The sequence below is a fragment of the Cedecea lapagei genome (assembly GCF_900635955.1).
Taxonomy (GTDB): domain Bacteria; phylum Pseudomonadota; class Gammaproteobacteria; order Enterobacterales; family Enterobacteriaceae; genus Cedecea; species Cedecea lapagei.
In genome coordinates this window covers 1747032-1770641 of record NZ_LR134201.1, presented here as the reverse complement: position 1 = coordinate 1770641, position 23610 = coordinate 1747032, and the positions used below count along the sequence as shown (strand labels likewise).

Here is a 23610-nt window from a genome sequence, read left to right as displayed (position 1 = left end):
CGAAAAAGTAAGCCTATGATATAAAAAAGGCTGGATAGATATCCAGCCTTAATTATTTTAATCGCCCCCGGGCCAGATTGAGACGCGACTCGCTCATCTGGGTCGAGTTTTGCGTGACGTGGCAATGCGTAATGGCGATAGCCAGCGCATCCGCCGCATCCGCCTGCGGGTTAGCAGGCAGTTTAAGCAAAGTACGCACCATGTGCTGTACCTGGCTTTTCTCCGCGCTGCCGATCCCCACGACGGTTTGCTTGACCTGACGCGCCGCGTACTCAAATACCGGCAAATCGGCATTGACCGCAGCCACAATGGCCGCGCCGCGCGCCTGCCCCAGCTTGAGCGCAGAATCGGCGTTTTTCGCCATAAAGACCTGCTCAATGGCAAAATACTCGGGCTGGAACTGGGTAATGATTTCGCTCACCCCCGCGTAGATTAGCTTCAGGCGCGAGGGCAAGTCGGCGACCTGCGTCCGGATGCAGCCACTTCCCAAATAGGTAAGCTGCCGCCCGGTCTGGCGAATAACGCCATAACCGGTGACGCGTGACCCCGGATCGATGCCGAGAATTATCGCCATCACGCGTCTCCTGCACGCAGGTCAGATATTGGCTGCACCATTAAAGGGTAGCCGCCACCTCGTCGGAGATTTCGCCGTTGTGGTAAACCTCCTGCACATCGTCGCAGTCTTCCAGCATGTCGATCAGACGAAGCAGCTTAGGTGCGGTATCCGCATCCATGTCGGCTTTCGTTGACGGGATCATGGAAACTTCTGCGTTGTCGGCTTTCAGGCCGGCAGCTTCCAGCGCGTCTTTCACAGCACCCATCTCTTCCCAGGCGGTGTAAACGTCAATCGCGCCGTCGTCGAAGGTCACAACGTCTTCAGCACCCGCTTCCAGCGCCGCTTCCATGATCTGATCTTCGTCGCCCGCTTCGAAGGAGATAACCCCTTTTTTGCTGAACAGATAAGCTACGGAGCCGTCGGTACCCAGGTTACCGCCGCACTTGTTGAAGGCGTGGCGGACTTCGGCAACGGTACGGTTGCGGTTGTCGCTCAGGCATTCGACCATCACGGCTGAACCGCCAGGACCGTAACCTTCATAGATGATGGTTTCCATGTTCGCATCATCATCGCCACCCACGCCGCGTGCAATGGCGCGGTTCAGGGTATCGCGCGTCATGTTGTTAGACAGCGCTTTATCGATAGCTGCGCGCAGACGCGGGTTTGACCCTGCATCGCCGCCGCCCAGACGGGCAGCCGTTACCAGCTCGCGAATAATTTTGGTGAAAATCTTACCGCGCTTGGCATCCTGTGCCGCTTTGCGGTGTTTCGTGTTGGCCCACTTACTATGACCTGCCATAACAATCTCCAAAAGCGCCTGTATCAGGCGGCATCAATTACAAACTCTTCAATCGCCTGCCGGTTGCTCCATGACTTGGTCATCAGGGCCGCCTCTTCGGCGGGCACCCATTTCCAGGCCAGGTGTTCGGTAATCGTAATCTGGCGTTCATGAGGCAGCGCAAGACAGAACCACGATTCCGTATTGCGAGTAATGCCCGGCGCATAGCGATGACGCAAATGAGTAAATATCTCAAACTCCACGCAGCGCTGGCAGTCAACTAACGGCAGCGGCTCACTGACCACGTCGATAGCGACCTCTTCCTTTACTTCACGCTGCGCGGCATGCAGCGCGCTTTCCCCCTCCTCCAGGCTGCCGGTAACCGACTGCCAGAAATCAGGATCGTCGCGCCGCTGTAACATCAGCACCCGTTTAGTATCCTGCGCGAAAATCACCACCAGAACGGAAACGGGACGCTTAAAGGGCATCAGTTCTTCTCTGCCTTTTTAATGACTTCAATGCCCAGCTCGGCCAGAGAGGCCGGGTTGGCGAAGCTCGGTGCTTCGGTCATCAGACAAGCTGCCGCGGTGGTTTTCGGGAAGGCGATAACGTCGCGGATGTTGTCGGTGCCGGTCAGCAGCATGGTCAGGCGATCCAGACCAAACGCCAGGCCTGCATGCGGCGGAGTACCGAACTTCAGCGCATCCAGCAGGAAGCCGAACTTCTCGCGCTGCTCCTGCTCGTTGATGCCCAGAATACCGAACACCGTCTGCTGCATCTGGCCGCGGTGAATACGCACCGAGCCGCCGCCCACTTCATAGCCGTTGATGACCATATCGTAGGCGTTGGCAATCGCGGTTTCCGGCTGCGCCGCCAGCTCTTCCGGCGTCATATCTTTTGGCGCGGTGAACGGGTGGTGCATCGCGGTCAGGCCGCCTTCGCCGTTGTCTTCGAACATTGGGAAGTCAACCACCCACAGCGGCGCCCATTTTTTCTCATCGGTAATCTGCAGATCTTTACCGATTTTCAGGCGCAGCGCGCCCAGCGCGTCGGCAACCACTTTTTTACTGTCCGCGCCGAAGAAGATCATGTCGCCGTCGGCCGCGCCGGTACGAGCCAGGATGGCTTCCACAATGTCCGCATTCAGGAACTTGGCTACCGGGCTGGTGATCCCTTCGATGCCTTTAGCACGCTCGTTAACCTTGATATAGGCCAGGCCGCGAGCGCCGTAAATTTCAATGAACTTGCCGTAGTCGTCAATCTGTTTACGGCTGATCTGTGCGCCACCCGGCACGCGCAGCGCGGCAACGCGGCCTTTCGCATCGTTCGCCGGGCCGGAGAAGACTTTAAACTCAACGTCTTTCACCAGGTCAGCCACGTCCACCAGCTCCAGCGGGTTACGCAGGTCAGGCTTGTCGGAGCCGTAGCGGCGCTCGGCTTCGGCGAAGGTCATCACCGGGAAGTCACCAAGGTCGACGTTGATGGTGTTAATCCACAGTTTACGCACCAGGTCTTCCATCACTTCACGCACCTGCGGTGCGGTCATGAAGGAAGTTTCTACGTCGATCTGGGTAAATTCGGGCTGACGGTCAGCGCGCAGGTCTTCGTCGCGGAAGCACTTAACAATTTGATAGTAGCGATCAAAGCCGGACATCATCAGCAGCTGTTTGAACAGCTGAGGAGACTGTGGCAGCGCGTAGAACTTGCCTTTGTGAACGCGGGAAGGGACCAGATAGTCACGTGCGCCTTCAGGCGTGGCTTTGGTCAGCATCGGGGTTTCGATGTCGAGGAAGCCGTGGTCGTCCATAAAGCGACGCACAAAGCTGGTGATTTTAGCGCGAGTTTTCAGGCGCTGAGCCATTTCTGGACGACGAAGATCCAGGTAGCGATACTTCAGGCGCGCTTCTTCGGTATTAACGTGGTTGGAGTCGAGCGGCAGCACGTCGGAGCGGTTAATGATGGTCAGCTCGGTGGCAAACACTTCAACTTCACCGGTGGCCATATCTTTGTTTACGTTGCGCTCATCGCGAGCACGCACGGTGCCAACAACCTGAATGCAGAACTCATTACGCAGTTCAGAGGCGAGCTGGAACGCTTCCTGACGGTCCGGGTCGAAAAACACCTGCACGATGCCTTCACGATCGCGCATATCAATAAAGATAAGGCTACCGAGGTCACGGCGACGATTGACCCACCCACTAAGCGTTACTTGCTGTCCCACATGGGATTGATTGAGCTGCCCGCAATATACTGTACGCATGAGATATCCCTTAATCAGCTGCACGCGACCCGCCACCTGCGGCGGCAGGCGCTTTGGTGGCAGCTATTTCGACTGTCACAACTGGATGAAAAAAGGGGGCTATTATACTGGAAATAATGGCTGGCGATAACCCCGAAACCGCCGACTGGCGCGAATCGCAGCGCCGGTATTGCAGATTCTCACAAAAATTAACAAAATTTGTAAACTCAGCAAGCTGGCTTCCAGCGTAAGGTATTGACCCTTAGCCCAATGTTTACCGGAGTCACAATGACCGAACTCAACGCATCCCGTACTGCCCTGGTGGTGATTGACCTGCAGGACGGCATTCTACCGTTTGCCGGCGGCCCGCATAGCGCGAATGACGTCGTGGCACGTGCAGCACGCCTGGCAGAGAAATTCCGGGCCAACGGTTCACCGGTGGTGATGGTGCGTGTCGGCTGGTCGTCCGATTACGCTGAAGCCCTGAAACAGCCGGTTGATACCGCACCTCCGGGCCATGCCCTGCCTGAAAACTGGTGGAGCTACCCTGCTGCGCTGGGCAAACAGGAGAGCGATATCGAAGTCACTAAACGCCAGTGGGGCGCATTTTACGGTACCGACCTGGAGCTGCAGCTTCGTCGTCGCGGCATCGACACTGTTGTCCTGTGCGGTATTTCAACCAATATTGGCGTCGAGTCTACCGCGCGTAACGCCTGGGAAATGGGCTTTTCGTTAATTCTGGCAGAAGATGCCTGCAGCGCGGCCAGCGCCGAGCAGCACAACCATAGCCTGAAGTTTATCTTCCCGCGTATCGCCCGCATTCGCAGCACCGACGAAATTATCGCTGCGCTATGATTTATATCGGCCTTCCGCAATGGCAGCACCCCAAATGGAACCGGCTCGGCATCACTTCGCTTGAAGATTACGCCCGCCATTTTAACTGTGTGGAAGGCAATACCACGCTGTACGCTTTGCCTAAGGCAGAAACCGTGCAGCGCTGGCGGGAGATGACGGACGACAGTTTTCGCTTCTGTTTTAAATTTCCCGCCACCATTTCTCATAACGCTGCCCTGCGAAACTGCGGGGATCTCACCGCCGAGTTTTTTGACCGCATGTCTCCGCTGGCGGGCAGGATAGGCCAATACTGGCTGCAATTGCCGGCCACCTTCGGGCCGGGTGACCTCCCGGCGTTATGGAATTTCCTCGATGCGTTGCCCGCTGACTTTACCTATGGCGTAGAAGTGCGTCACCCGGCCTTTTTCAGTAAAGGGGCAGATGAACAGGCGCTTAATCGCGGTTTGTACGAACGAAAAGTAAACCGCGCCATTCTCGATAGCCGGCCAATTCACAGCGCCGTACCGCACAACGAAGCGGTGCGGGAAGCCCAGCGCAAGAAGCCAAAAGTCCCGGTACATGCCATCGTGACCGCGGCAAACCCGCTGGTGCGGTTTATCGGCAGCGATAATATGGCGCAAAATGCCGCGCTGTTTGACGTCTGGTTAAAAAAGCTGCCCGACTGGTCTACGAAGACAACGCCTTATCTGTTTCTCCATACCCCGGACATCGCTCAGGCGCCGGAGCTGGTACATACGCTCTGGCCCGCGCTGCAGCAGGCCTTCCCTGAACTGGGCCCACCTCCGGCCATCCCGCAGCAGGCCACACTTTTCTGACCGCTAGCGACAGCACACCGGTTGCAAGCTATCATAGCGGAAGCCGTAACTGTTTCGACATGGAGTTAATATGGTAAGCGCGCTATATGCGGTGCTGGCTGCTTTGCTGTTAATTAAGTTTTCCTTCGACGTCGTTCGCCTGCGCATGCAGTACCGCGTTTCCTACGGCGACGGCGGCTTTAGTGAACTCCAGAGTGCGATTCGTATTCACGGCAACGCGGTTGAATATATTCCCATCGCCCTCCTGCTTTTATTGCTGATGGAGATGGACGGAGCCCAGACCTGGATGGTGCATATTTGCGGTCTTATGCTGCTGGCGGGACGCCTGCTGCATTACTACGGATACCACCACCGGCTGATTCGCTGGCGCCGTTCCGGCATGGGCGCCACCTGGTGTTCGCTGCTGCTGATGGTGCTGGCCAACTTATGGTATATGCCATGGGAGTTGGTTTTCTCGCTCCATTAACGCAAAATACGCCCCTTTCGAATTTCCGGATTTAACGTTATGTCTGACCGCGATACGCTGTTTTCCGCCCCAATAGCCAAACTGGGCGACTGGACCTTTGATGAACGGGTAGCCGAAGTGTTCCCGGATATGATCCAGCGCTCGGTGCCGGGTTACTCCAACATCATCTCCATGATCGGCATGCTGGCGGAGCGCTTCGTACAGCCTCAGAGCCAGGTTTACGATCTCGGCTGCTCTTTGGGCGCGGCAACGCTCTCGGTCCGTCGTAATATCCGTCATGACGGCTGCAAAATCATCGCCGTCGACAACTCTCCTGCCATGGTAGAGCGCTGCCGCCGCCATCTTGATGCCTTTAAAGCGCAGACGCCGGTGGAGGTGATTGAAGGTGATATTCGCCATATCACCATTGAAAATGCCTCGCTGGTCGTCCTCAACTTCACGCTGCAGTTCCTTGAGCCTGAGGATCGTCAGCTGCTGCTCAACAACATCTGGCAGGGACTGAAGCCGGGCGGCGCGCTGGTTCTCTCGGAAAAATTCAGCTTTGAAGACGCGGAGGTTGGCGAACTGCTGTTTAACATGCACCACGACTTTAAGCGTGCTAACGGCTACAGCGAGCTTGAAATCAGCCAGAAGCGCAGCATGCTGGAAAATGTAATGCTGACGGACTCGGTTGAAACCCATAAAAAACGTCTCAAAAAAGCGGGCTTTGAGCACGCCGAACTGTGGTTCCAGTGCTTTAATTTTGGCTCTCTGGTCGCCGTCAAATCCGGAGATATCGCATGATCGATTTCGGTAATTTTTATCAACTGATTGCCAAAAACCACCTTGCGCCGTGGCTGGAAACGTTACCTGCGCAGATTGCCAGCTGGCAGCGAGAATCCCTGCACGGCCAGTTCAAACACTGGTACAACACGGTTAACTATCTGCCGGAGATGACGCCGCACCGTCTCGACCTGCTGCACAGCGTGACCGCCGAAGCGGCTGCTCCGCTGAGCGAAGGCCAGAAGCTGGGGATTGAAAAGCTGCTGCGAAATCTGATGCCGTGGCGCAAAGGGCCTTACTCACTTTACGGCGTTGATATCGATACCGAATGGCGCTCAGACCTGAAATGGGATCGCGTGCTGCCGCACATCTCCCCGCTTGCCGGACGCACTATTCTGGACGTTGGCTGCGGCAGCGGCTACCACCTGTGGCGCATGATTGGCGCAGGCGCGCAGCTTGCTGTCGGCATCGACCCGATGCAGCTGTTTATTTGCCAGTTTGAAGCCGTACGTAAACTGCTGGGTAACGATCAGCGTGCGCACGTTCTGCCATTGGGTATTGAGCAGCTTCCGGAGCTGAACGCCTTTGACACCGTGTTCTCAATGGGCGTGCTCTACCACCGCCGCTCGCCGCTGGATCACCTCTGGCAGCTAAAGAATCAGCTGGTCAAAGAGGGTGAGCTGGTGCTGGAGACGCTGGTGGTGGAAGGGGATGAAAATACCGTGCTGGTGCCGGGTGAACGTTATGCGCAGATGCGTAATGTTTATTACATCCCGTCCGCGCTGGCATTGAAAAACTGGCTGGAGAAATGCGGTTTTGTTGACGTGAAAATCGTCGACCACAGCATCACCACCCAGCAAGAGCAGCGTCGAACATCATGGATGATCACCGAATCACTGGGCGATTTCCTTGATCCGAACGACGGCAGTAAAACCATAGAAGGTTACCCTGCTCCGCTCCGCGCCGTACTGGTGGCCCGCAAGCCCTGAGCTGCACTTAAAAAAACCGGCGAAAGCCGGTTTTCTTTTCTCGCCGTCAGTTAGCGATAAACCTGCGCGGTACCGCTCCACAGGCTGGAGTCACCCGGTGTACCGAGACTGGTGATATGAATTTTGCTGCCGCCAATATCCTGGCCCTTCTCCCGCAGCTGATGGATGGCGTCGTCGGTGCTACCGCTCACGCCATTGATGGATACAACACCAATTTGCTCCTGGCCACCGAGGCTATCCTTCACAAGTTCAGGCAGTGGGGCAGCGAAAGCGGCTGACGCAAAGACGGATGACAGAGCCAGGATCACGGTTGCAGTCATTTTTTTCATTTTTAATTCCCTCTAACGTTGATAGTTGTCGGAGAGGATTATTCACAATCAGGTGTTTTGTAACGTAAGTGACTGGAAAACGAACTTAAACAATGTGTACAAAAAATGCAGAACGGGTTACATAACGCTTCGCGGGTTACAAAATAAAAAAAGCCCCAGCAATCCGCCGGGGCCTGGTACGAGCAAGCATCATATTGGGCGACATGATGCACGGTAAAAATCTTTTCAGTGCGACGGTTTTACGCCCGCCAGCGCGTTTTTCATCGCCGCCACTGCCTCTGCATCCACACAGTAACGATTAAACTCATCGGCCTCAGCATCAGCGCTCATCGACACGCCAGCTTTACGGTAACGCATCGGTGAGGGAACCGACCGTCCTGCGGAGCTGTGAAGCTCCTCAATACCGTTTTCAACAAACTTGCTCACATTACTGAGACGCACGCCTGCGCCAGCCATGATTATTGGAGCACGGGAATGCTGTTTTAGTTCCCGAAGAAGTGAGATTCCTGTTTCGGCCGTTTGCTGCTGGCCGGAGGTCAGTATTCTCGCCACGCCTAATGCCGCAAGTTGCTCGACTGCCAGCAAAGGGTGATGGCACATATCGAAAGCGCGGTGGAACGTCACGGCCATCCCTGCGGCGGCCTGCATCACCTTTTCCATTCGCGGCAGGTCGATATTGCCGTCCTCATCAAGCATGCCGATCACCATGCCGGGAAACCCGAGTTCACGCACGAAGACGATATCCTCGAGCATGGTGGCAAATTCACCGTCGGTGTAGCAAAAATCTCCGCCCCGGGGGCGTATAATCGGATGGACGGGGATCGAGACCTTTTGTCTGACCTGACGTAAAACGCCTGCGGAAGGCGTCAGCCCCCCCTTCTTTAGGCGCCGAACAGAGTTCAATTCTGTCCGCGCCGGCTTGTTCTGCAGTGACAGCACAATCTATTCCATAACAGCATATTTCAAGCAAAGCCATTGATAACTCCTAAAAAAACTGCAGTTCACCGGTGGTGTCCCTGGTCCGGGATGATCATCTGAAACTAAATTCACAACAAGGTAGCGTACTATGGCATTCAATTTTGATGAAGGGATCGACAGGCGTCACAGCGATAGCCTGAAGTGGAATAAATTTTCTCAAAACGTGCTACCGATGTGGATTGCCGACATGGATTTTCGTTCGCCGCCCTGCATCGCAGAGGCGCTGCAGGCGCGTATCCAGCACGGTGTTTTTGGCTATGGCGCGCGTCCGACTGAGCTTATCGATATCATCACCGAAAGGCTTGCCGTCCGCTATCACTGGCGCATCAGGCCTGAGTGGTTGGTATTTTTACCCGGCGTGGTGTCGGGGCTGAACCTCTCCGTTCGCGCCTTTACCTCGGCATCTGAATCCACCATCGCCCCGACGCCCATCTATCCACCGTTTCGCAAAGCCGCTCTCCTTGCCCAGCGTCCCCAGCTCAATGCGCCGCTCAGGCTGGAAGAAAAACGCTGGGTTATCGACCTTGACTCATTAAAAGCAAGCATAACGGGCAGCGAAAAGCTGTTGATGCTGTGCAATCCGCAAAATCCCGGCGGCACGGTTTACCGCCGTGATGAGCTGGAACAGCAGCTGACTTTTGCGCAACGCCACGATTTAACCGTCTGTTCAGATGAGATCCACTGCGATTTGCTGCTTGAGCCAGGTGCAAAACATATCCCCTTCGCGACGTTAAGCGAAGACGCAGCCCAGCGTTCGATTACCCTGCTCTCCCCGTCTAAAACCTTCAATATAGCCGGGCTTGGCGCATCGGTCGCCGTGATCCCAAACGCTGAACTGCGCCGTAAATTCAAAGCCGCGCGCGCAGGTATTGTTCCTGAGGTAGATATCCTTGCCCTGACGGCGGCGGCCGCAGCATGGCGAGAAGGTGAGCCCTGGCTCCAGGCGCTGCTGGTTTATCTGCGCGCTAACCGTGACAAACTGAGCGAGGCGGTCAACGGCATTCCAGGCTTGAGCATCCACCCCCCGGAAGCAAGCTACCTCGGATGGGTTGACGCAAGCGAATTGGGCGTGGAAAACCCGGCGCAGTTCTTCCTTGACGCCGGGCTCGGTTTCTCAGCCGGTGCAGATTTCGGCGAGACGCGGTTTGTAAGGATCAACTTTGGCTGTACCGCGGCGGTACTTGATGAAGCTATCCGCCGCCTGCAGAACGCAATGAAGCAGCGTTAATCAGTCGGCCTGTTCGCTGGCGACGATCTGTTCGAGAGTCCAGGGATGGAATTTTATAGTGACTTTACCGTCGGTGACCGCGAGCGTTGGGTTCGGTAATCTTTCGCGCTCGCCTTTAGGCGAGCTGGTTTTCACCGAAATCCCGGTTTCACGCAGCCCGGCATCGGACAGAAGGTCCAGCGCCCGCGCATTCAGGGTTGCCGGTTCGCCCGGCAGCACAATTTCAATATGCTCCCAGCCTTCATGCGGATAGCGCTTTTCACCCGGCCACGGCAACTCCACCACCGTAAACTGCCAGTGCTCTACGTTTACCGGCTCATCCAGCTTGAACAGGCAGATGGGACGACCGTTGATAATATTTTCGCTCAGCAGGCTGCCGCATTTTTCCAGCCCTGAGCGCCAGCGCTCGGCGGTCGTGTTCTGATGGCAGCGCAAAGAAATGTGATCGGCCTCAAGCGGCGCGATTTCCAGCCCAACTCGGGTGGCAAGTTCTGTTAACGCTTTCGTAAATCTCGGCAGATCCGCCGAAATATCATGCAGTTCTTCTACCGCCTGCCAGTTAGCCATGCCGCCATCCTCTTTTTTAGAAAGCGCGTAATCTACCCTGTTCCAGGAAGGGAGCCAACTCCCCGCCGGGTTCAAAATCAGATGAATGGTTATTCATTGCGCCGTTAATAATAATTGCGCTCCCCGTGAGCAAGGCTTTTGCTGACGTCAGAGTGTAAATAACGTTATACTCACGCCCTGTTTCGTTCCTCATTTTCAGGCGGCCCCAGACGCGGCGGCCCAGTACAAATTGTAAGGTATCCCGGTGAATATTCAGTCTCTTCTCTCAGAAAAAGTCAGCCAGGCGCTGATTGCTGCAGGCGCACCCGCGGACTGCGAGCCGCAGGTTCGTCAGTCGGCAAAAGTCCAGTTCGGCGACTATCAGGCCAATGGCGTGATGTCCGTTGCTAAAACGCTGGGCATGCCGCCGCGACAGGTCGCAGAGAAGGTCATCGCAAATCTCGAACTGACCGGGATCGCCAGCAAAGTTGAAATTGCAGGCCCAGGCTTTATCAATATTTTCCTCGACCCGGCGTTTCTGGCGAAAAACATCGATGAGGCCGTAGCGTCCGATCGCGTTGGCGTCAGCGTGTCTGAACCGCAAACTATCGTTGTGGACTATTCCGCGCCGAACGTGGCCAAAGAGATGCACGTGGGCCATATCCGCTCCACCATTATCGGCGATGCCGCCGTACGTACCCTCGAATTCCTGGGTCACAAAGTCATCCGGGCGAACCACGTCGGCGACTGGGGTACCCAGTTCGGCATGCTTATCGCTTACCTCGAGAAGCAGCAGCAGGAAAACGCAGGCGAAATGGCCCTGGCCGACCTGGAAGAGTTTTATCGCGCAGCCAAAAAACACTATGACGAAGACGAAGCTTTTGCCGAACGCGCGCGCGGCTACGTAGTTAAACTGCAGGGCGGCGATGAATACTGCCGTGAGATGTGGCGCAAGCTGGTCGACATCACTATGACGCAGAACCAGAAAACGTACCAGCGCCTGAACGTGACCCTGACCCGCGATGACGTGATGGGCGAGAGCCTCTACAACCCTATGCTGCCGGGCATCGTTGCCGACCTGAAAGAGCAAGGCCTGGCGGTAGAGAGTGAAGGCGCAACCGTCGTGTTCCTGGACGAGTTCAAGAACAAAGACGGCGACCCGATGGGCGTTATCATCCAGAAGAAGGATGGCGGCTACCTGTACACCACCACCGATATCGCCTGCGCGAAATACCGCTACGAAACCCTGCATGCCGACCGCGTGCTCTATTTCATCGACTCCCGTCAGCACCAGCACCTGATGCAGGCGTGGACCATCGTGCGCAAAGCAGGCTACGTGCCTGAGTCCGTCACGCTGGAGCACCAGATGTTCGGCATGATGCTGGGCAAGGACGGTAAGCCGTTCAAAACCCGCTCCGGCGGCACCGTGAAGCTGACCGACCTGCTGGATGAGGCCATGGAGCGCGCTCGTGGTCTGGTGGCGGCGAAGAACCCTGAGATGTCGGCCGAAGAGCTGGAAAATCTGGCGCAGGCGGTGGGCATTGGCGCGGTGAAATACGCGGACCTCTCCAAGAGCCGCACCACCGACTACATCTTCGACTGGGACAATATGCTGGCCTTCGAAGGCAACACGGCGCCGTATATGCAGTATGCCTACACTCGCGTGCTCTCCGTATTCCGTAAAGCGAACCTCGACGAAGCCGAGCTGCTGAAAGCGAAGGTCGTGATTACTGAAGATCGCGAAGCCCAGCTGGCCGCTCGCCTGCTGCAGTTTGAAGAGACTCTGAACGTGGTTGCCCGCGACGGAACGCCGCACGTGATGTGTGCCTACCTCTACGACGTTGCCGGCCTGTTCTCCGGCTTCTACGAGCACTGCCCTATTCTGAGCGCCGCTGACGAAACCACCCGCAACAGCCGACTGAAGCTGGCGCTGCTGACCGCGAAAACCCTCAAGCTGGGTCTGGATACCCTGGGTATCGAAACCGTAGAGCGCATGTAATAGTAACGCGCTTCAGAGACTAAAAAGGCTCATCATTTGATGAGCCTTTTTTATTTACTGTGACCCGTCCTGAATAGCGTTGACACGTTCCTGACTGAAATCTGGAGAACGTGATGATGACTGAGTTCAAACGCACCCAACGCGATTATCCTCTATCCTTTAAAATAGCTGTTGTTGATCAGGTTGAAAAAGGCGAGATGACCTACAAGCAGGCCCAGCAGCGGTATGGTATTCAGGGGCGCTCCACCGTTCTTGTCTGGCTGCGTAAATATGGCAGGCTTGACTGGAGCCCCGGACTTCCTGACCTGGTGAGGAGGAAACTGCCTGTGGCTCAGACGACTGTCCCACTTACACCCGAGCAAAGAATCAGGGAACTTGAAGAACAGCTTGAGCTGGCAAACCAGAAAGCTGAGTTTTTTGAGTCGGTTATCAATGTCCTGAAAAATGATTACGGGGTGAGTGTCGTAAAAAAGCGGCCCGGCAAGTCCTCGCGCAAAGTCCGGCCCCAAAAATAACCGTTACACGCGTATGCCAGTTCCTGGGGCACAGCAGACAGGCATGGTATCAGGACAACACAAGGCGCAGAAAACGGCAGGAACATCATGCTCAGGTTCTTGATTTTGTTGCCTGCGTCAGGTGCCGTCAGCCGCGAATCGGTACGCGTAAACTGCACTATCTGCTGAACACTCAGGCCGATAAAAGGCTGAATATTGGACGAGACCGTCTGTTTAACCTGATGGATGAATACCGGCTTCTGGTGCCAGTGAAACGGGCATATCACAAAACCACCAACAGCCATCATCGCTTTTACCGGCATCCTAATCTGCTGAAACCCGGCCCTGAACAGGTCACCGCCCTTGAGCCAGAGCAGGTCTGGGTCGCTGATATAACTTATCTTCCGCTGCGCAGCGGCACGGCTTATCTGAGTCTGGTCACGGATGCCTGCTCCAGAAAATCGTGGGTTACCATGTCGGGGAAAACCTGCAGACAGAAAACGTGGTAAAAGCATTCATACAGGCTCTGAGGCGGAGAAAAACGACAGGTCCGCTGGTACATCACTCTGACAGAGGACTGCAATACTGTTCGGTACTTTACCAGTCAGTTCATGAAAGAAATGGAATAACCTGTTCAATGACCGATGGTTATGACTGCTACCAGAATGCGCTGGCTGAGCGGGTAAACGGGATCCTGAAAAATGAATTTTTACTCTCGCGCCCTGCAGACCTGGCTCAGGCCCGGGAAATGGTAAAAGAATCCGTGGCAATCTATAACCATGAGCGGCCACACCTGGCCCTGAAATACAAAACGCCCGATGATGTTCATCAGGCGTTTTACAGACAGAAAACTGTCAACCTATATCAGGACTAGTCACTGAACGTAGTTAACGATAACCTGATTACTGCGCACCCGCAGCGGCGGATACATTGCGCCGCCGCCCGGCACTTCCCAGACGAAACGTAAAGGCTGATTCGCATCGGTATTGGTCAGCCCTCGCGTGGTGCCGTTTTCTCCCTCAAGCGGGGTGCAGTTGGTGGGCGAACAAAGTTTGACGGTCAGCCCCGCGGGCGTTGGGCCGTCCAGCACATAGGTCCAGGCAATCAGCGTCATTCTGCCGGCAACGGGCTGCATCGGCTTCAGCGGGCGGGAAGATGCCGCCACGCCACGGTTGCTCAGAGTTACGCCGATCCCGCTGTCCTGCCATGAGCCTTCACCCAGCGCCAGCGCGCCAAACGGCACCAGCAGCATCAAAAGTAATGCTCTCATTATTTCGCTCCGATCGTTGCCGTCATACGGATGTTACGGTTATCAGACAGCTCGAGGCTCGACAAGACCACCAGCTGCGGCAGCGTTCTGCGTAAGAAACGCGCCAGCAGCGGACGCAGCGCGTGGTTCACCAACAGAACCGGCGGTGCGCCAAGCATTTCCTGGCGCTGCAGGGCTTCCTGAGACTGCTCCAGCAGGCGGTCGGCAAGACCCGGCTCCAGACCGCCGCCGCCCTGAAGCGCCTGCAGCAGGAGACGCTCAAGCGCCGCATCCAGCCCGATGACCTGGACTTCTCCGGTTCCCGGGAACCATTGCTGAGTGATTGCCCGGCCCAGCGCCACGCGAACGACGGCGGTGAGTTCATGTGCATCACTTTGAATCGGTGCGTGCTCGGCCAGCGTTTCCAGAATGGTGCGCATGTCGCGAATCGGGACTTTTTCTTCCAGCAGGTTTTGCAGCACCTTATGCAGCGTGGTGAGCGTCACCACCGCCGGGATCAGGTCTTCGGTCAGCTTAGGCATCTCCTGGGTCACGCGATCCAGCAGCTGCTGCGCCTCCTGGCGGCCAAACAGCTCCGGCGCAAACTGCCCGATGAGATGGTTGAGATGCGTCGCCACCACGGTACTGGCTTCGACTACGGTGAAGCCCTGAATCTGCGCCTGCTCTTTCAGCGCGCTCTCAATCCAGATAGCGGCCAGGCCAAAGGCCGGGTCGATAGTCGCCTCGCCCGGCAGCGTGCCGGCGGCGGTGCCGGGGTTGATGGCCAGCCAGCGGCCAGGGTAGGCATCCCCGCTACCGATTTCAACGCCCTTCATCAGAATACGATAGCGCGCCGGCGGCAGGTCCATATTGTCGCGAATATGCACCACCGGCGGCAGGAACCCCATCTCCTGAGCGAATTTCTTACGGATACTGCGAATACGCCCGAGCAGTTCTCCATCCTGCTGGAAATCAACCATCGGGATCAGGCGATAGCCCACCTCCATCCCGAGCGGATCTTCCAGCTGAACGTCATTCCAGGTCGCTTCCACCGCCTGCGTATTTTCCGGCATTTTCACCGGCTGAGGCGCTTCCGGCGCGGCCATCTGGCGGCCACGCATCCACCAGGCCAGGCCCAGTAACGCGGCGGTAAACAGCAGGAAAACAAAGTTCGGCATCCCCGGCACCATGCCGAGCAGACCCAGTACGCCAGCGGCTAACAGCATCACGCGTGGGTTATTAAACAGCTGGGTGACCATCTGCTCGCCGACGTCCTGGTCGGTTGCCACACGCGTCACGATAACGCCCGCCGCCGTGGAGATAACCAGCGCAGGGATCTGAGCCACAAGGCCGTCACCGATGGTCAGCAGCGTATAGCTTTGTGCCGCCGCGCCCATCGCCATATCGTGCTGGATCACGCCGACCATCAGGCCGCCAACGACGTTAATCACCATGATGATAAGCCCCGCCACGGCATCGCCGCGCACGAACTTACTCGCACCGTCCATTGAACCGTAGAAGTCAGCTTCCTGGGTCACTTCCGAGCGGCGTTTTTTCGCCTCCTCTTCACCAATGATCCCGGCGTTCAGGTCGGCATCAATGGCCATCTGTTTACCCGGCATCCCGTCCAGCACAAAACGCGCGCCGACTTCGGCGATACGCCCCGCACCCTTGGTGATAACCATAAAGTTGATGATAACGAGGATGATAAACACCACGATACCGATGGCGAAGTTACCGCCAACCAGGAAGTGGCCAAAGGCCTCAACCACTTTACCCGCTGCCGCCGCGCCGGTATGGCCTTCGAGCAGGATGATGCGGGTTGAGGCCACGTTCAGCGCCAGGCGAAGTAAGGTGGTGAACAGCAGAATGGTCGGAAACGCCGCGAAGTCGAGCGTGCGCTGGGTGAACATCGCCACCAGCAGCACCATAATCGACAGCGCGATGTTAAAGGTGAACAGCAGATCGAGGACAAAAGGCGGCAGCGGCAGCACCATCATCGACAGAATCAGCAGGATCAGTACCGGGCCGGCAAGAATTTGCCATTGCCCTGATTTCATGTTGCCCGGCAGGCGCAACATCGCAGCCAGATTAGCCATCGGAGTCCTTCTCGTTTGCAAAGTCCAGCGCCTCAGGCACCGGAAGATTATCAGGTTTCTTCGGAATTAAGCCGCCGGCCACGCGCCAGCGGCGCAGCTGCCAGACCCAGGCCAGCACTTCCGCCACCGCGGAATAAAGCTGACCGGGGATCTGCTGCCCAATTTCCGCATGGCGGTAAAGCGCACGCGCAAGCGGCGGGGCCTCCAGCATCGGAATGCGGTTTTCATTACCAATTTCTTTAATGCGCTGAGCGACCAGCCCGGCCCCTTTGGCCAACACCTTCGGCGCGCTCATCTTATTTTCGTCGTACTGCAGGGCCACCGCATAGTGGGTCGGGTTCGTCACAATAACGTCGGCTTTCGGCACATCGGCCATCATACGACGACGGGCTATCGCCCGCTGCTGCTGACGAATACGCCCTTTAATATGCGGGTCGCCCTCGTTCTGTTTGTACTCGTCACGAATATCCTGGCGGGTCATGCGTAACTTTTTAATGTGGCTGTAAATCTGGAAGAAGACGTCAAATCCCACCATCGGGATAAGCCCCAGGATAACCAGCAGGGCACATAGCGCCACCATATTAAGCGCGTTTGCCAGCGCGGTGACCGGGGATTCACTCATCAGCCGCATCATCGCCGGCCAGTTGTGCCACAGATACCAGGCGGCAACGCAGCCCACCAGAATCGCTTTCAGCAAAGCCTTAAGCAGCTCCGCCGCCGTCTGCATGGAAAACATCCGCTTAATCCCGGCGATGGGGTTTAATTTGCCGAGATTGAACTGAATGGATTTCGCGCTGAAATTTACGCCGCCCAGCAGCATCGGCGCGGCTATCGCCACAATAACCAGCCCCGAAATAAGCGGCAGCAGCGCCGTCACGGCAAGCTTTATCAGGTGGCTAATCTGGTTCACGATAAGGCTGGGATCGTTGATGATTTTATGGTCAAAGTGCAGGCCATCAGAGAGCATCGCGCCCAGCATCTTGCCAAGCGATGCGCCGCCCATCCAGATAATGCACAACCCCACCAGCAGCATCAGCAGGGAAGTCAGTTCTCGGGAACGCGGGATTTGCCCCTCTTCACGAGCCTTTTCAAGTCGGTGGGCCGTGGGGGCTTCTGTTTTTTCCTGATCGCTATCTTCAGACACCGCAACAATCTCGTGGCCGCAATTTCAGGGACAGCATGCCAGAGCACGGTTGGGCTAATAGAGGAATTACAAACGTTTTTGTACGTTTATTTTGGCGTTAAGAAGCCGCCTCCCCCGCGCACGCAGGAGAGGCGACGCCGGTATCAGAACCCCAAGCTGTCGAGCAAGTCGTCAACCTGGTCCTGGCTTGCCACTACGCCGGCGGCGGTAGCGTCAAGCTGCGGGCCGTTGAGCAGGCTTTCGTTGACGCGTTTTGCGCGAGCGTCCGGGTCCGGCATGTTTTCCAGCAGCACCATCAACAGCTGGCGTTCAATCTCCTGGATAACGTCCATCATGCGCTTAATAACCTGGCCCGTAAGGTCCTGGAAATCCTGCGCCATCATGATCTCCAGCAGCTGGGCGTTGGTGAAGCTGGTGTGCTCCGGTACGCCTGACAGATAGCTACGGGTATCGGTGACCAGCTCACGCGCATCTTTCAGCTCGATAGGATTTTCAAACCATGCATCCCAGCGGCCGCTCAGCGCTTTGGCCTCGCTTTCCAGCTGGTTCTGGTGAGGCTGGGACAGCTCCACGCAGTTCAGGGCGCGCTCCGCGGCCTGGGCAGTCATCTGCACGACATAATCCAGGCGATCGCGGGCGTCAGGAATCGCTTCGGCCGCTTCGGCAATCGCCTGGTCAAGCCCCAGTTCACGCAGGCTGTCGCGCAGCATGCGGGTCAGGCTGCCGATACGCGCGATGATATCGGTCGGTGAATGCTCGTGTATCTCTGTTGCCGGGTTTGTTGATGAGTGCATTTGCGCCTCCTTACATGCCGAGCTTTTCGAAAATTTTGCCCAGTTTCTCTTCCAGCGTCGCCGCGGTGAATGGCTTCACGACGTAGCCGCTCGCCCCTGCCTGTGCGGCCGCAATGATGTTCTCTTTTTTGGCTTCCGCCGTCACCATCAGCACCGGCATCGCTGACATCGCGCCATCGGCACGAATGGTTTTCAGCAGCTCCAGGCCGTCCATGTTTGGCATGTTCCAGTCAGAAATCACAAAACCAAAACCGCCTGCCTGCAGTTTGTTCAGCGCATCTACGCCGTCTTCAGCCTCTTCAACGTTATTAAAACCCAGCTCTTTAAGCAGGTTACGCACGATGCGGCGCATGGTTGAAAAGTCGTCTACGACCAGAAACTTAAGTTCTTTGTCCGCCATAAAATCCGGGCTCCTTCAGTTAAATACGTATTGCCTGTCCGGCACTAATTTTCGCCAGCATCTGCTGGCTAACCTGGCTTAAATCGACCACTTCGCTGACGCCACCGGAATTGATGGCCTCACGCGGCATGCCGAACACCACACAACTTGCTTCGTTTTGGGCGATGGTCCACGCCCCTGCCTGGTGCATCGCCAGCATCCCGGCGGCACCGTCATTACCCATCCCGGTGAGGATCACGCCCACGGCGTTACGCCCCGCGTGTTTCGCCACCGAATGGAACAGCACATCCACGGCCGGGCGATGCCGGTTCACGGGAGGGCCGTCATGTAATTTGATTTGATAGTTCGCCCCGCTGCGCGCCAGCTCCATATGTTTATCGCCAGGGGCGATATAGGCGTGGCCCGGCAGCACGCGCTCGCCGTCTTCCGCCTCCTTCACGCTGATCTGACAGAGCTTGTTCAGCCGCTCGGCGAAGGAACGGGTAAAGCCGGGCGGCATATGCTGGGTGATCAGCAGCGCCGGGCTTGAAAGCGGCAGCGGCTGCAGCACGTGACGAATCGCCTCGGTGCCGCCGGTTGAGGCGCCAATCGCAATCAGTTTCTCCGAACTCAGCAGCGGCCCAGCCTTCAACGTCGCGGGCACCGCGGCTGGCGCATGTGCGGCAATCTTCGCTCTGGCGGCGGTGCGCACCTTCTCGGCAATCATTTCGCTGTAGGCCAGCATGCCTTCACGAATGCCGAGCTGCGGCTTGGTCACAAAATCGATGGCGCCCAGCTCCAGCGCCCGCAGCGTCACTTCGGACCCTTTCCCGGTGAGCGAAGAGACCATCACCACCGGCATTGGCCGCAGGCGCATCAGCTTTTCAAGGAAGTCGAGGCCGTCCATGCGGGGCATTTCGACGTCCAGCGTTAACACATCCGGATTGAACTTTTTAATCAGATCGCGCGCCACCAGAGGGTCCGGGGCGGTAGCAACCATTTCCATATCGCTATGACTGTTGATAATTTCCGTCATTATCTGCCGCATCAGTGCAGAGTCATCGACCGATAAGACACGTATTTTCGTCATGTTCTTTCCTTACTCAGTCCATAAACCGTCTGGCCACGCAGCCAGAAGTCGCGGCTGAGGTTACTGAAGTTCTCCGAATGCCCGGCAAACAGCAGCCCGCCGGGTTTCAACAGCGGAACAAAGCGCTGCAGGATGGCCTGTTGCGTTGGTTTATCGAAATAAATCATCACATTGCGGCAAAAAATAGCATCGAAGGGACCCGGCACCGGCGCCTGTTTCTCCAGCAGGTTGATCGGCGCAAACTCCACGTGGTTAGCCAGTTCGCTGCGAACCCTTACCAGGCCTTCATGGGGCCCCGTACCGCGCATGAAATAGCGCTGCATCTGCACCGGTGACAGCGTTTTAAGCTCCTCCTGGCGGTAGACGCCGCTTCGCGCTTTCTCCAGCACCTGGGTGTCTATGTCGCTGGCAAAAACTTTCCACCGCCCTGACCCACCGCCGAGCACATCGGCAAGCGTAATGGCAATGGAGTAAGGCTCTTCGCCTGTCGAAGCCGCGGCGCTCCAGACTTTATAGTCTCCCGAGCGCTTACGCGCGTGCTCCGCAAGGATTGGGAAATGGTGTCCTTCACGGAAAAAAGCGGTCAGATTGGTGGTCAGCGAGTTAATAAAAGCCTGCCACTCAGCGCTGCTGGAATTCGCCTCCAGCATGCCCAAATAACGTCCAAAATCATCCAGCCCCAGCAAACGCAGGCGGCGGACCAGACGGTTATAAACCATGTCACGTTTGTGGTCCGCCAGCACAATGCCCGCACGCTGATAGATCAACTGACATATCCGGCGGAAATGCGTGTCGGATAGCGGCAGACGCTGTGTCATCTGTAACATTAATGACTGTTGCCCGGTGGGCGTCGGTGATGTCATAGCGCCTTCTTAATTACAATCACGATATTGCCAATAGTCCGGAGGGCAAAAGTTCGCCGCCCGCATGCGGTAGTTCACTGCCGTGCAGGATAAACACCGCAACCACTCCGGAGAGATATTAAGCCTCGCCCCCTGACGCACGCCGTAGACAATCAACACCAGCAACAGTGTGGTCGGGATGCTTCAGATCAGAAAGTTTCCCAGTTATCGTCATCACCGGCTCTGGCCGGTGTACGCGGGGTGTGAACCGCAGAGCTTTGCGCCACTGGCTCGGCCGCAGCAGGTTTTTTACTGCCCGCCTTCCCTTGCAAACGGAACGTCGCCACCGACTGAGTCAGGCGGCTTGCCTGCTCCTCCAGCGCGGCGGCCGCGGCGGCAGACTCTTCCACCAGGGAGGCATTCTGCTGCGTCACTCTGTCCATCTCAGAAACGGCCAGCGCGACCTGGTCTATCCCTCTGCTTTGCTCATCTGAAGCCGAGGCGATTTCCCCCATGATGTCAGTGACCCGCGTAACGGCGTTGACGATGTCGCTCATGGTTTCTCCGGCGCTTTCGACCAGAACGGAGCCGGTGTCCACGCGTGACACAGAGTCTTCAATCAATGACTTAATTTCTTTCGCCGCCTGGGCACTGCGACTGGCTAAATTTCGTACTTCACCGGCAACCACCGCAAAACCACGCCCCTGCTCGCCCGCACGAGCGGCTTCGACCGCAGCGTTCAGCGCCAGGATGTTGGTCTGAAAAGCGATGCCGTCGATGACGCTGATAATGTCAGCAATTTTTTTCGAGGAGCCGGCGATGTCGTGCATGGTTTTCACCACGCCGTCCACGACCTTGCCACCGCGCTGTGCGGTTTCGGAGGCGTTAAGCGCGAGCTGAGATGCCTGACGGGCGTTCTCGGCGTTTTGCTTAACGGTGGCGGTTAACTGCTCCATGCTGGCGGCGGTTTCTTCAAGCGACGCCGCCTGTTGTTCGGTGCGGGAAGAGAGATCGTTGTTGCCCGCTGCAATCTCAGTGGTTCCGCTGTAGATAGCATCCGATCCTGCGCGTACGCTGCTGACTGTGGTAATCAGTTCCTGCTGCATGTGCTGCACGCTTGAGGCAAGCTGGGTAAGCTCGTTTTTGCCCTCAACGGTAATTTTTTCCGTCAGGTTACCGGCGGCGATTTCACGAATATGGTCTATCACGACGTTAAGCGGCCTGAGCAGGATCCGGCGCATACCGAGCCAGACCAGCAGAATGACCGCCGCCAGGGCCAGGGCTAAAATACCCAGCTGCCAGATGGCCTGGGTATAGCCTGCGCGACTTTCGACCCAGGAGTCTTCATACATGCGATCGTTCAGCGCCTGGTAGTGGTTGTAGGCTTTTTCAAGCGCATTTTGCATGCCCTGAGTTGGCTGACCAAAGTAGGCGTCCATATTGCCGCTTTCGAGATAGCCAATAAGCTCCGCCAGCGCCTGATGATAGGCCTGGTAGTCGCCGTCGATATCTTTCACCACGGCGTGCATTTCTTCAGAAATCGGGGCGACCTGCTTGAAGCTGTTATAGTGCTGTTCCGCGCTGACGAGGGATTTCTTCGCGTTGTTCAACAGATCGGTCTTCGCGGCGCTCTGGCTGTTTGCCGGATCCATCATCATCCGCGCTGCAGAGCGGCTAAGGTTAATACGCGTGTGGAGCATAAGGATCCAGGCCTGATTTAACTCAGCCTGCTGAACCCTTAATTCACGGGAAGTCTTGAAATTGTCATTATTGTTTTTTAAAGAATTAAAGAACATTCCACCGGAAATGATTTGCAGCAGCGCGAACACTACCAACACCATCATTAGCACAGTGACAACGCGAATACGCTTTAACATAGGACGCCCTTTTAACGACTTGTTCCCGAGGTTATCGGCACGAGGAGCGGGAACTTTACGTTAAGTCACAGGGAAATTAACCGGTTGCGCTCTGGCAACCGGTGAGTGGCAGGGTGCGGCGCCGATCAATAGGTTACGGTAATCGTCACCGTATCGGCATAGTCGTCCGGCGTGTAGTTGGTGCTGGGAATGGTGACATAAACCGGGAACTGCTGCGTAGACCCGTTACCGGTACTGGACGGCATGTTCTGCGCGGTATTTCCCCAGACGGCGCCCGAAGTTCCCGCCGCCTGCCTTAGCTGATATGGCACCTGATCGGTATTAGCGCCAGTCCCTTTTAACGCCCCGGTGCCGCCCGTGTTGCCGTTCGATGGCGTCAGGCCCACGGTGTAAAGCGTACCGTTGGTACAGGCAATACCGATCGTGTTATTCGACGCCAGATTGCTTTGCATAGCTGACTGCGGCCCGAAGCTAACGTTGTTAGCGTAGCTGACGTTGCACTGCTTGCTGACGACCGCAGAGACCGTAAAGGGAAAGTTTGCCGCCACGCCGGTTCCGCAACTGGTGGGCGGTGCAAGCAGGCCGGTATTGAGCGTTACCGTTGTCATGCCGCTGGTATAAATATCCTGATAGTTCCCCGGCGCAGCGGCGATTTGCGGAAGCGTCATTTGCGCATAGACCGTCAGGCTTCCGGTGACGGGCGTCAGGTTTAGCAAGTTTAACTGCACCACCGGATAGGTGGTTCCAGACTGGAACTGGCTCCCCCAGGCCCCTCCGCTTACGGTCCCCTGATAAAGCTCATAGGGCAGCGTGCTGGCCGGCGGCCCGGCAAAAGACATTTTGTGGTTTCCTACCCCCCGTCCCGTCAATATTAAAGCAGAGCGTCACCCCTGCCAGCAGATCGCCTAATTGTTTGGAACAGCTGTAATCAAAGGTCATCGACGTATTGGGCGTGCCTGTCGCCAGCGGGTTGACGGTGCCAAAATTAACCGTCTGAACGTTACTCACTGAACAAACCACGGCGTGGCTTACGCCCGGAGACAGCAACAGCACCGCCAGCAGCAACCATTTTTTTAGACTCACGCGGATAACTCCTGTCTCA

General features: G+C 56.6%; 22 protein-coding genes and 2 pseudogenes. 8 read left to right on the top strand and 16 right to left on the bottom strand.

Annotated elements, in window-relative coordinates; all coding sequences use genetic code 11:
* Positions 1-52: 52 nt before the first annotated feature.
* Genes ruvC through aspS form a run of 4 tightly spaced genes read right to left on the bottom strand, consistent with a single transcriptional unit; the run spans position 53 to position 3594 of the window.
* Positions 53-574 (bottom strand): crossover junction endodeoxyribonuclease RuvC, encoded by a 522-nt coding sequence (ruvC, locus tag EL098_RS08625; RefSeq protein WP_126355852.1) that lies wholly within the window; start codon positions 572-574, stop codon positions 53-55.
* Positions 575-614: 40 nt separating this feature from the next.
* On the bottom strand, positions 615-1355 hold the full coding sequence (locus tag EL098_RS08620) for a YebC/PmpR family DNA-binding transcriptional regulator (protein WP_126355851.1): 741 nt from the start codon (positions 1353-1355) through the stop codon (positions 615-617).
* A 23-nt stretch (positions 1356-1378) separates the two neighbouring features.
* Positions 1379-1822 (bottom strand): dihydroneopterin triphosphate diphosphatase, encoded by a 444-nt coding sequence (gene nudB, locus EL098_RS08615; RefSeq protein ID WP_126355850.1) that lies wholly within the window; start codon positions 1820-1822, stop codon positions 1379-1381.
* Entirely contained in the window at positions 1822-3594 is a 1773-nt protein-coding gene (gene aspS / locus EL098_RS08610) for an aspartate--tRNA ligase (RefSeq protein WP_126355849.1), read from the bottom strand. The genes nudB and aspS overlap by 1 nt, the downstream gene beginning before the upstream one ends.
* A gap of 267 nt (positions 3595-3861) precedes the next feature.
* Here aspS and EL098_RS08605 point away from each other — a divergent pair, with 267 nt between their 5' ends.
* From EL098_RS08605 to cmoB, 5 genes are all read left to right on the top strand, one after another.
* A complete protein-coding gene (locus EL098_RS08605; protein WP_126355848.1) occupies positions 3862-4428 on the top strand; it encodes a hydrolase in 567 nt (188 codons plus the stop codon).
* Positions 4425-5243 carry a DUF72 domain-containing protein gene (locus tag EL098_RS08600; RefSeq protein ID WP_126355847.1) on the top strand — a complete coding sequence of 273 codons (819 nt, stop codon included), beginning with the start codon at positions 4425-4427 and terminating at the stop codon, positions 5241-5243. Before EL098_RS08605 ends, EL098_RS08600 begins: the two co-directional genes overlap by 4 nt.
* Positions 5244-5313: 70 nt before the next feature.
* Positions 5314-5709 carry an MAPEG family protein gene (locus EL098_RS08595; RefSeq protein ID WP_126355846.1) on the top strand — a complete coding sequence of 132 codons (396 nt, stop codon included), beginning with the start codon at positions 5314-5316 and terminating at the stop codon, positions 5707-5709.
* 39 nt (positions 5710-5748) lie between these two features.
* Positions 5749-6492, top strand: coding sequence for a carboxy-S-adenosyl-L-methionine synthase CmoA (gene cmoA / locus EL098_RS08590; protein WP_126355845.1), 744 nt, complete (start codon positions 5749-5751; stop codon positions 6490-6492).
* Entirely contained in the window at positions 6489-7460 is a 972-nt protein-coding gene (cmoB, locus tag EL098_RS08585; RefSeq protein WP_126355844.1) for a tRNA 5-methoxyuridine(34)/uridine 5-oxyacetic acid(34) synthase CmoB, read from the top strand. Before cmoA ends, cmoB begins: the two co-directional genes overlap by 4 nt.
* A gap of 50 nt (positions 7461-7510) precedes the next feature.
* On the opposite strand, the gene EL098_RS08580 is transcribed toward cmoB, so the two are convergent.
* Complete coding sequence (locus EL098_RS08580) at positions 7511-7789, bottom strand: YdgH/BhsA/McbA family protein (protein WP_126355843.1); 279 nt, start codon at positions 7787-7789, stop codon at positions 7511-7513.
* A 225-nt stretch (positions 7790-8014) separates the two neighbouring features.
* On the bottom strand, positions 8015-8728 hold the full coding sequence (gene cutC, locus EL098_RS08575) for a copper homeostasis protein CutC (protein ID WP_232012368.1): 714 nt from the start codon (positions 8726-8728) through the stop codon (positions 8015-8017).
* A 127-nt stretch (positions 8729-8855) separates the two neighbouring features.
* Between cutC and EL098_RS08570 the strand changes: the two genes are divergently transcribed.
* The gene (locus EL098_RS08570) at positions 8856-9995 is read left to right on the top strand and encodes a MalY/PatB family protein (protein ID WP_126355842.1); all 1140 of its coding nucleotides are present in this window, start codon (positions 8856-8858) and stop codon (positions 9993-9995) included.
* Here the strand turns inward: EL098_RS08570 and EL098_RS08565 are convergent, their stop codons facing one another.
* Positions 9996-10562: a VOC family protein gene (locus EL098_RS08565; RefSeq protein WP_126355841.1), complete on the bottom strand. Its 567-nt coding sequence runs from the start codon at positions 10560-10562 to the stop codon at positions 9996-9998. It abuts the gene before it with no gap.
* Positions 10563-10806: 244 nt separating this feature from the next.
* On the opposite strand from EL098_RS08565, the gene argS reads away from it, so the two are divergent.
* Both argS and EL098_RS08555 read left to right on the top strand, forming a co-directional pair.
* On the top strand, positions 10807-12540 hold the full coding sequence (gene argS / locus EL098_RS08560) for an arginine--tRNA ligase (protein ID WP_126355840.1): 1734 nt from the start codon (positions 10807-10809) through the stop codon (positions 12538-12540).
* Positions 12541-12653: 113 nt separating this feature from the next.
* A pseudogene (locus tag EL098_RS08555) lies at positions 12654-13908 on the top strand (IS3 family transposase).
* On the opposite strand, the gene flhE reads toward EL098_RS08555, so the two are convergent.
* From flhE to EL098_RS08510, 9 genes and pseudogenes are all read right to left on the bottom strand, one after another.
* A complete protein-coding gene (gene flhE / locus EL098_RS08550; RefSeq protein WP_126355839.1) occupies positions 13909-14304 on the bottom strand; it encodes a flagellar protein FlhE in 396 nt (131 codons plus the stop codon).
* Entirely contained in the window at positions 14304-16382 is a 2079-nt protein-coding gene (flhA, locus tag EL098_RS08545) for a flagellar biosynthesis protein FlhA (RefSeq protein ID WP_126355838.1), read from the bottom strand. The genes flhE and flhA overlap by 1 nt, the downstream gene beginning before the upstream one ends.
* The gene (gene flhB / locus EL098_RS08540; protein ID WP_126355837.1) at positions 16375-17526 is read right to left on the bottom strand and encodes a flagellar biosynthesis protein FlhB; all 1152 of its coding nucleotides are present in this window, start codon (positions 17524-17526) and stop codon (positions 16375-16377) included. Before flhB ends, flhA begins: the two co-directional genes overlap by 8 nt.
* A gap of 143 nt (positions 17527-17669) precedes the next feature.
* Positions 17670-18320 (bottom strand): protein phosphatase CheZ, encoded by a 651-nt coding sequence (gene cheZ, locus EL098_RS08535; protein ID WP_126355836.1) that lies wholly within the window; start codon positions 18318-18320, stop codon positions 17670-17672.
* A 10-nt stretch (positions 18321-18330) separates the two neighbouring features.
* A complete protein-coding gene (cheY, locus tag EL098_RS08530) occupies positions 18331-18720 on the bottom strand; it encodes a chemotaxis response regulator CheY (protein ID WP_008453900.1) in 390 nt (129 codons plus the stop codon).
* Positions 18721-18739: 19 nt separating this feature from the next.
* Positions 18740-19789, bottom strand: a complete 1050-nt coding sequence (locus tag EL098_RS08525; RefSeq protein WP_039294605.1) for a protein-glutamate methylesterase/protein-glutamine glutaminase — start codon at positions 19787-19789, stop codon at positions 18740-18742.
* Positions 19786-20652, bottom strand: coding sequence for a protein-glutamate O-methyltransferase CheR (gene cheR / locus EL098_RS08520; RefSeq protein ID WP_126355835.1), 867 nt, complete (start codon positions 20650-20652; stop codon positions 19786-19788). Before cheR ends, EL098_RS08525 begins: the two co-directional genes overlap by 4 nt.
* A 188-nt stretch (positions 20653-20840) precedes the next feature.
* Positions 20841-22508, bottom strand: coding sequence for a methyl-accepting chemotaxis protein II (tar, locus tag EL098_RS08515; RefSeq protein ID WP_126355834.1), 1668 nt, complete (start codon positions 22506-22508; stop codon positions 20841-20843).
* 125 nt (positions 22509-22633) lie between these two features.
* Positions 22634-23591, bottom strand: a pseudogene (locus EL098_RS08510) (Csu type fimbrial protein).
* Positions 23592-23610 lie beyond the last annotated feature (19 nt).

What these genes read in the sequence shown, in the direction of transcription:
- ruvC (WP_126355852.1), bottom strand. Translation starts at nt 574, where the DNA reads ATGGCGATAATTCTCGGCATCGATCCGGGGTCACGCGTCACCGGTTAT.
- cheY (WP_008453900.1), bottom strand. Translation starts at nt 18,720, where the DNA reads ATGGCGGACAAAGAACTTAAGTTTCTGGTCGTAGACGACTTTTCAACC.
- cheZ (WP_126355836.1), bottom strand. Translation starts at nt 18,320, where the DNA reads ATGCACTCATCAACAAACCCGGCAACAGAGATACACGAGCATTCACCG.
- cmoB (WP_126355844.1), top strand. Translation starts at nt 6,489, where the DNA reads ATGATCGATTTCGGTAATTTTTATCAACTGATTGCCAAAAACCACCTT.
- EL098_RS08570 (WP_126355842.1), top strand. Translation starts at nt 8,856, where the DNA reads ATGGCATTCAATTTTGATGAAGGGATCGACAGGCGTCACAGCGATAGC.
- EL098_RS08595 (WP_126355846.1), top strand. Translation starts at nt 5,314, where the DNA reads ATGGTAAGCGCGCTATATGCGGTGCTGGCTGCTTTGCTGTTAATTAAG.
- EL098_RS08525 (WP_039294605.1), bottom strand. Translation starts at nt 19,789, where the DNA reads ATGACGAAAATACGTGTCTTATCGGTCGATGACTCTGCACTGATGCGG.
- EL098_RS08605 (WP_126355848.1), top strand. Translation starts at nt 3,862, where the DNA reads ATGACCGAACTCAACGCATCCCGTACTGCCCTGGTGGTGATTGACCTG.
- EL098_RS08600 (WP_126355847.1), top strand. Translation starts at nt 4,425, where the DNA reads ATGATTTATATCGGCCTTCCGCAATGGCAGCACCCCAAATGGAACCGG.
- cheR (WP_126355835.1), bottom strand. Translation starts at nt 20,652, where the DNA reads ATGACATCACCGACGCCCACCGGGCAACAGTCATTAATGTTACAGATG.
- tar (WP_126355834.1), bottom strand. Translation starts at nt 22,508, where the DNA reads ATGTTAAAGCGTATTCGCGTTGTCACTGTGCTAATGATGGTGTTGGTA.
- nudB (WP_126355850.1), bottom strand. Translation starts at nt 1,822, where the DNA reads ATGCCCTTTAAGCGTCCCGTTTCCGTTCTGGTGGTGATTTTCGCGCAG.
- EL098_RS08580 (WP_126355843.1), bottom strand. Translation starts at nt 7,789, where the DNA reads ATGAAAAAAATGACTGCAACCGTGATCCTGGCTCTGTCATCCGTCTTT.
- flhE (WP_126355839.1), bottom strand. Translation starts at nt 14,304, where the DNA reads ATGAGAGCATTACTTTTGATGCTGCTGGTGCCGTTTGGCGCGCTGGCG.
- EL098_RS08565 (WP_126355841.1), bottom strand. Translation starts at nt 10,562, where the DNA reads ATGGCTAACTGGCAGGCGGTAGAAGAACTGCATGATATTTCGGCGGAT.
- flhA (WP_126355838.1), bottom strand. Translation starts at nt 16,382, where the DNA reads ATGGCTAATCTGGCTGCGATGTTGCGCCTGCCGGGCAACATGAAATCA.
- cmoA (WP_126355845.1), top strand. Translation starts at nt 5,749, where the DNA reads ATGTCTGACCGCGATACGCTGTTTTCCGCCCCAATAGCCAAACTGGGC.
- EL098_RS08620 (WP_126355851.1), bottom strand. Translation starts at nt 1,355, where the DNA reads ATGGCAGGTCATAGTAAGTGGGCCAACACGAAACACCGCAAAGCGGCA.
- aspS (WP_126355849.1), bottom strand. Translation starts at nt 3,594, where the DNA reads ATGCGTACAGTATATTGCGGGCAGCTCAATCAATCCCATGTGGGACAG.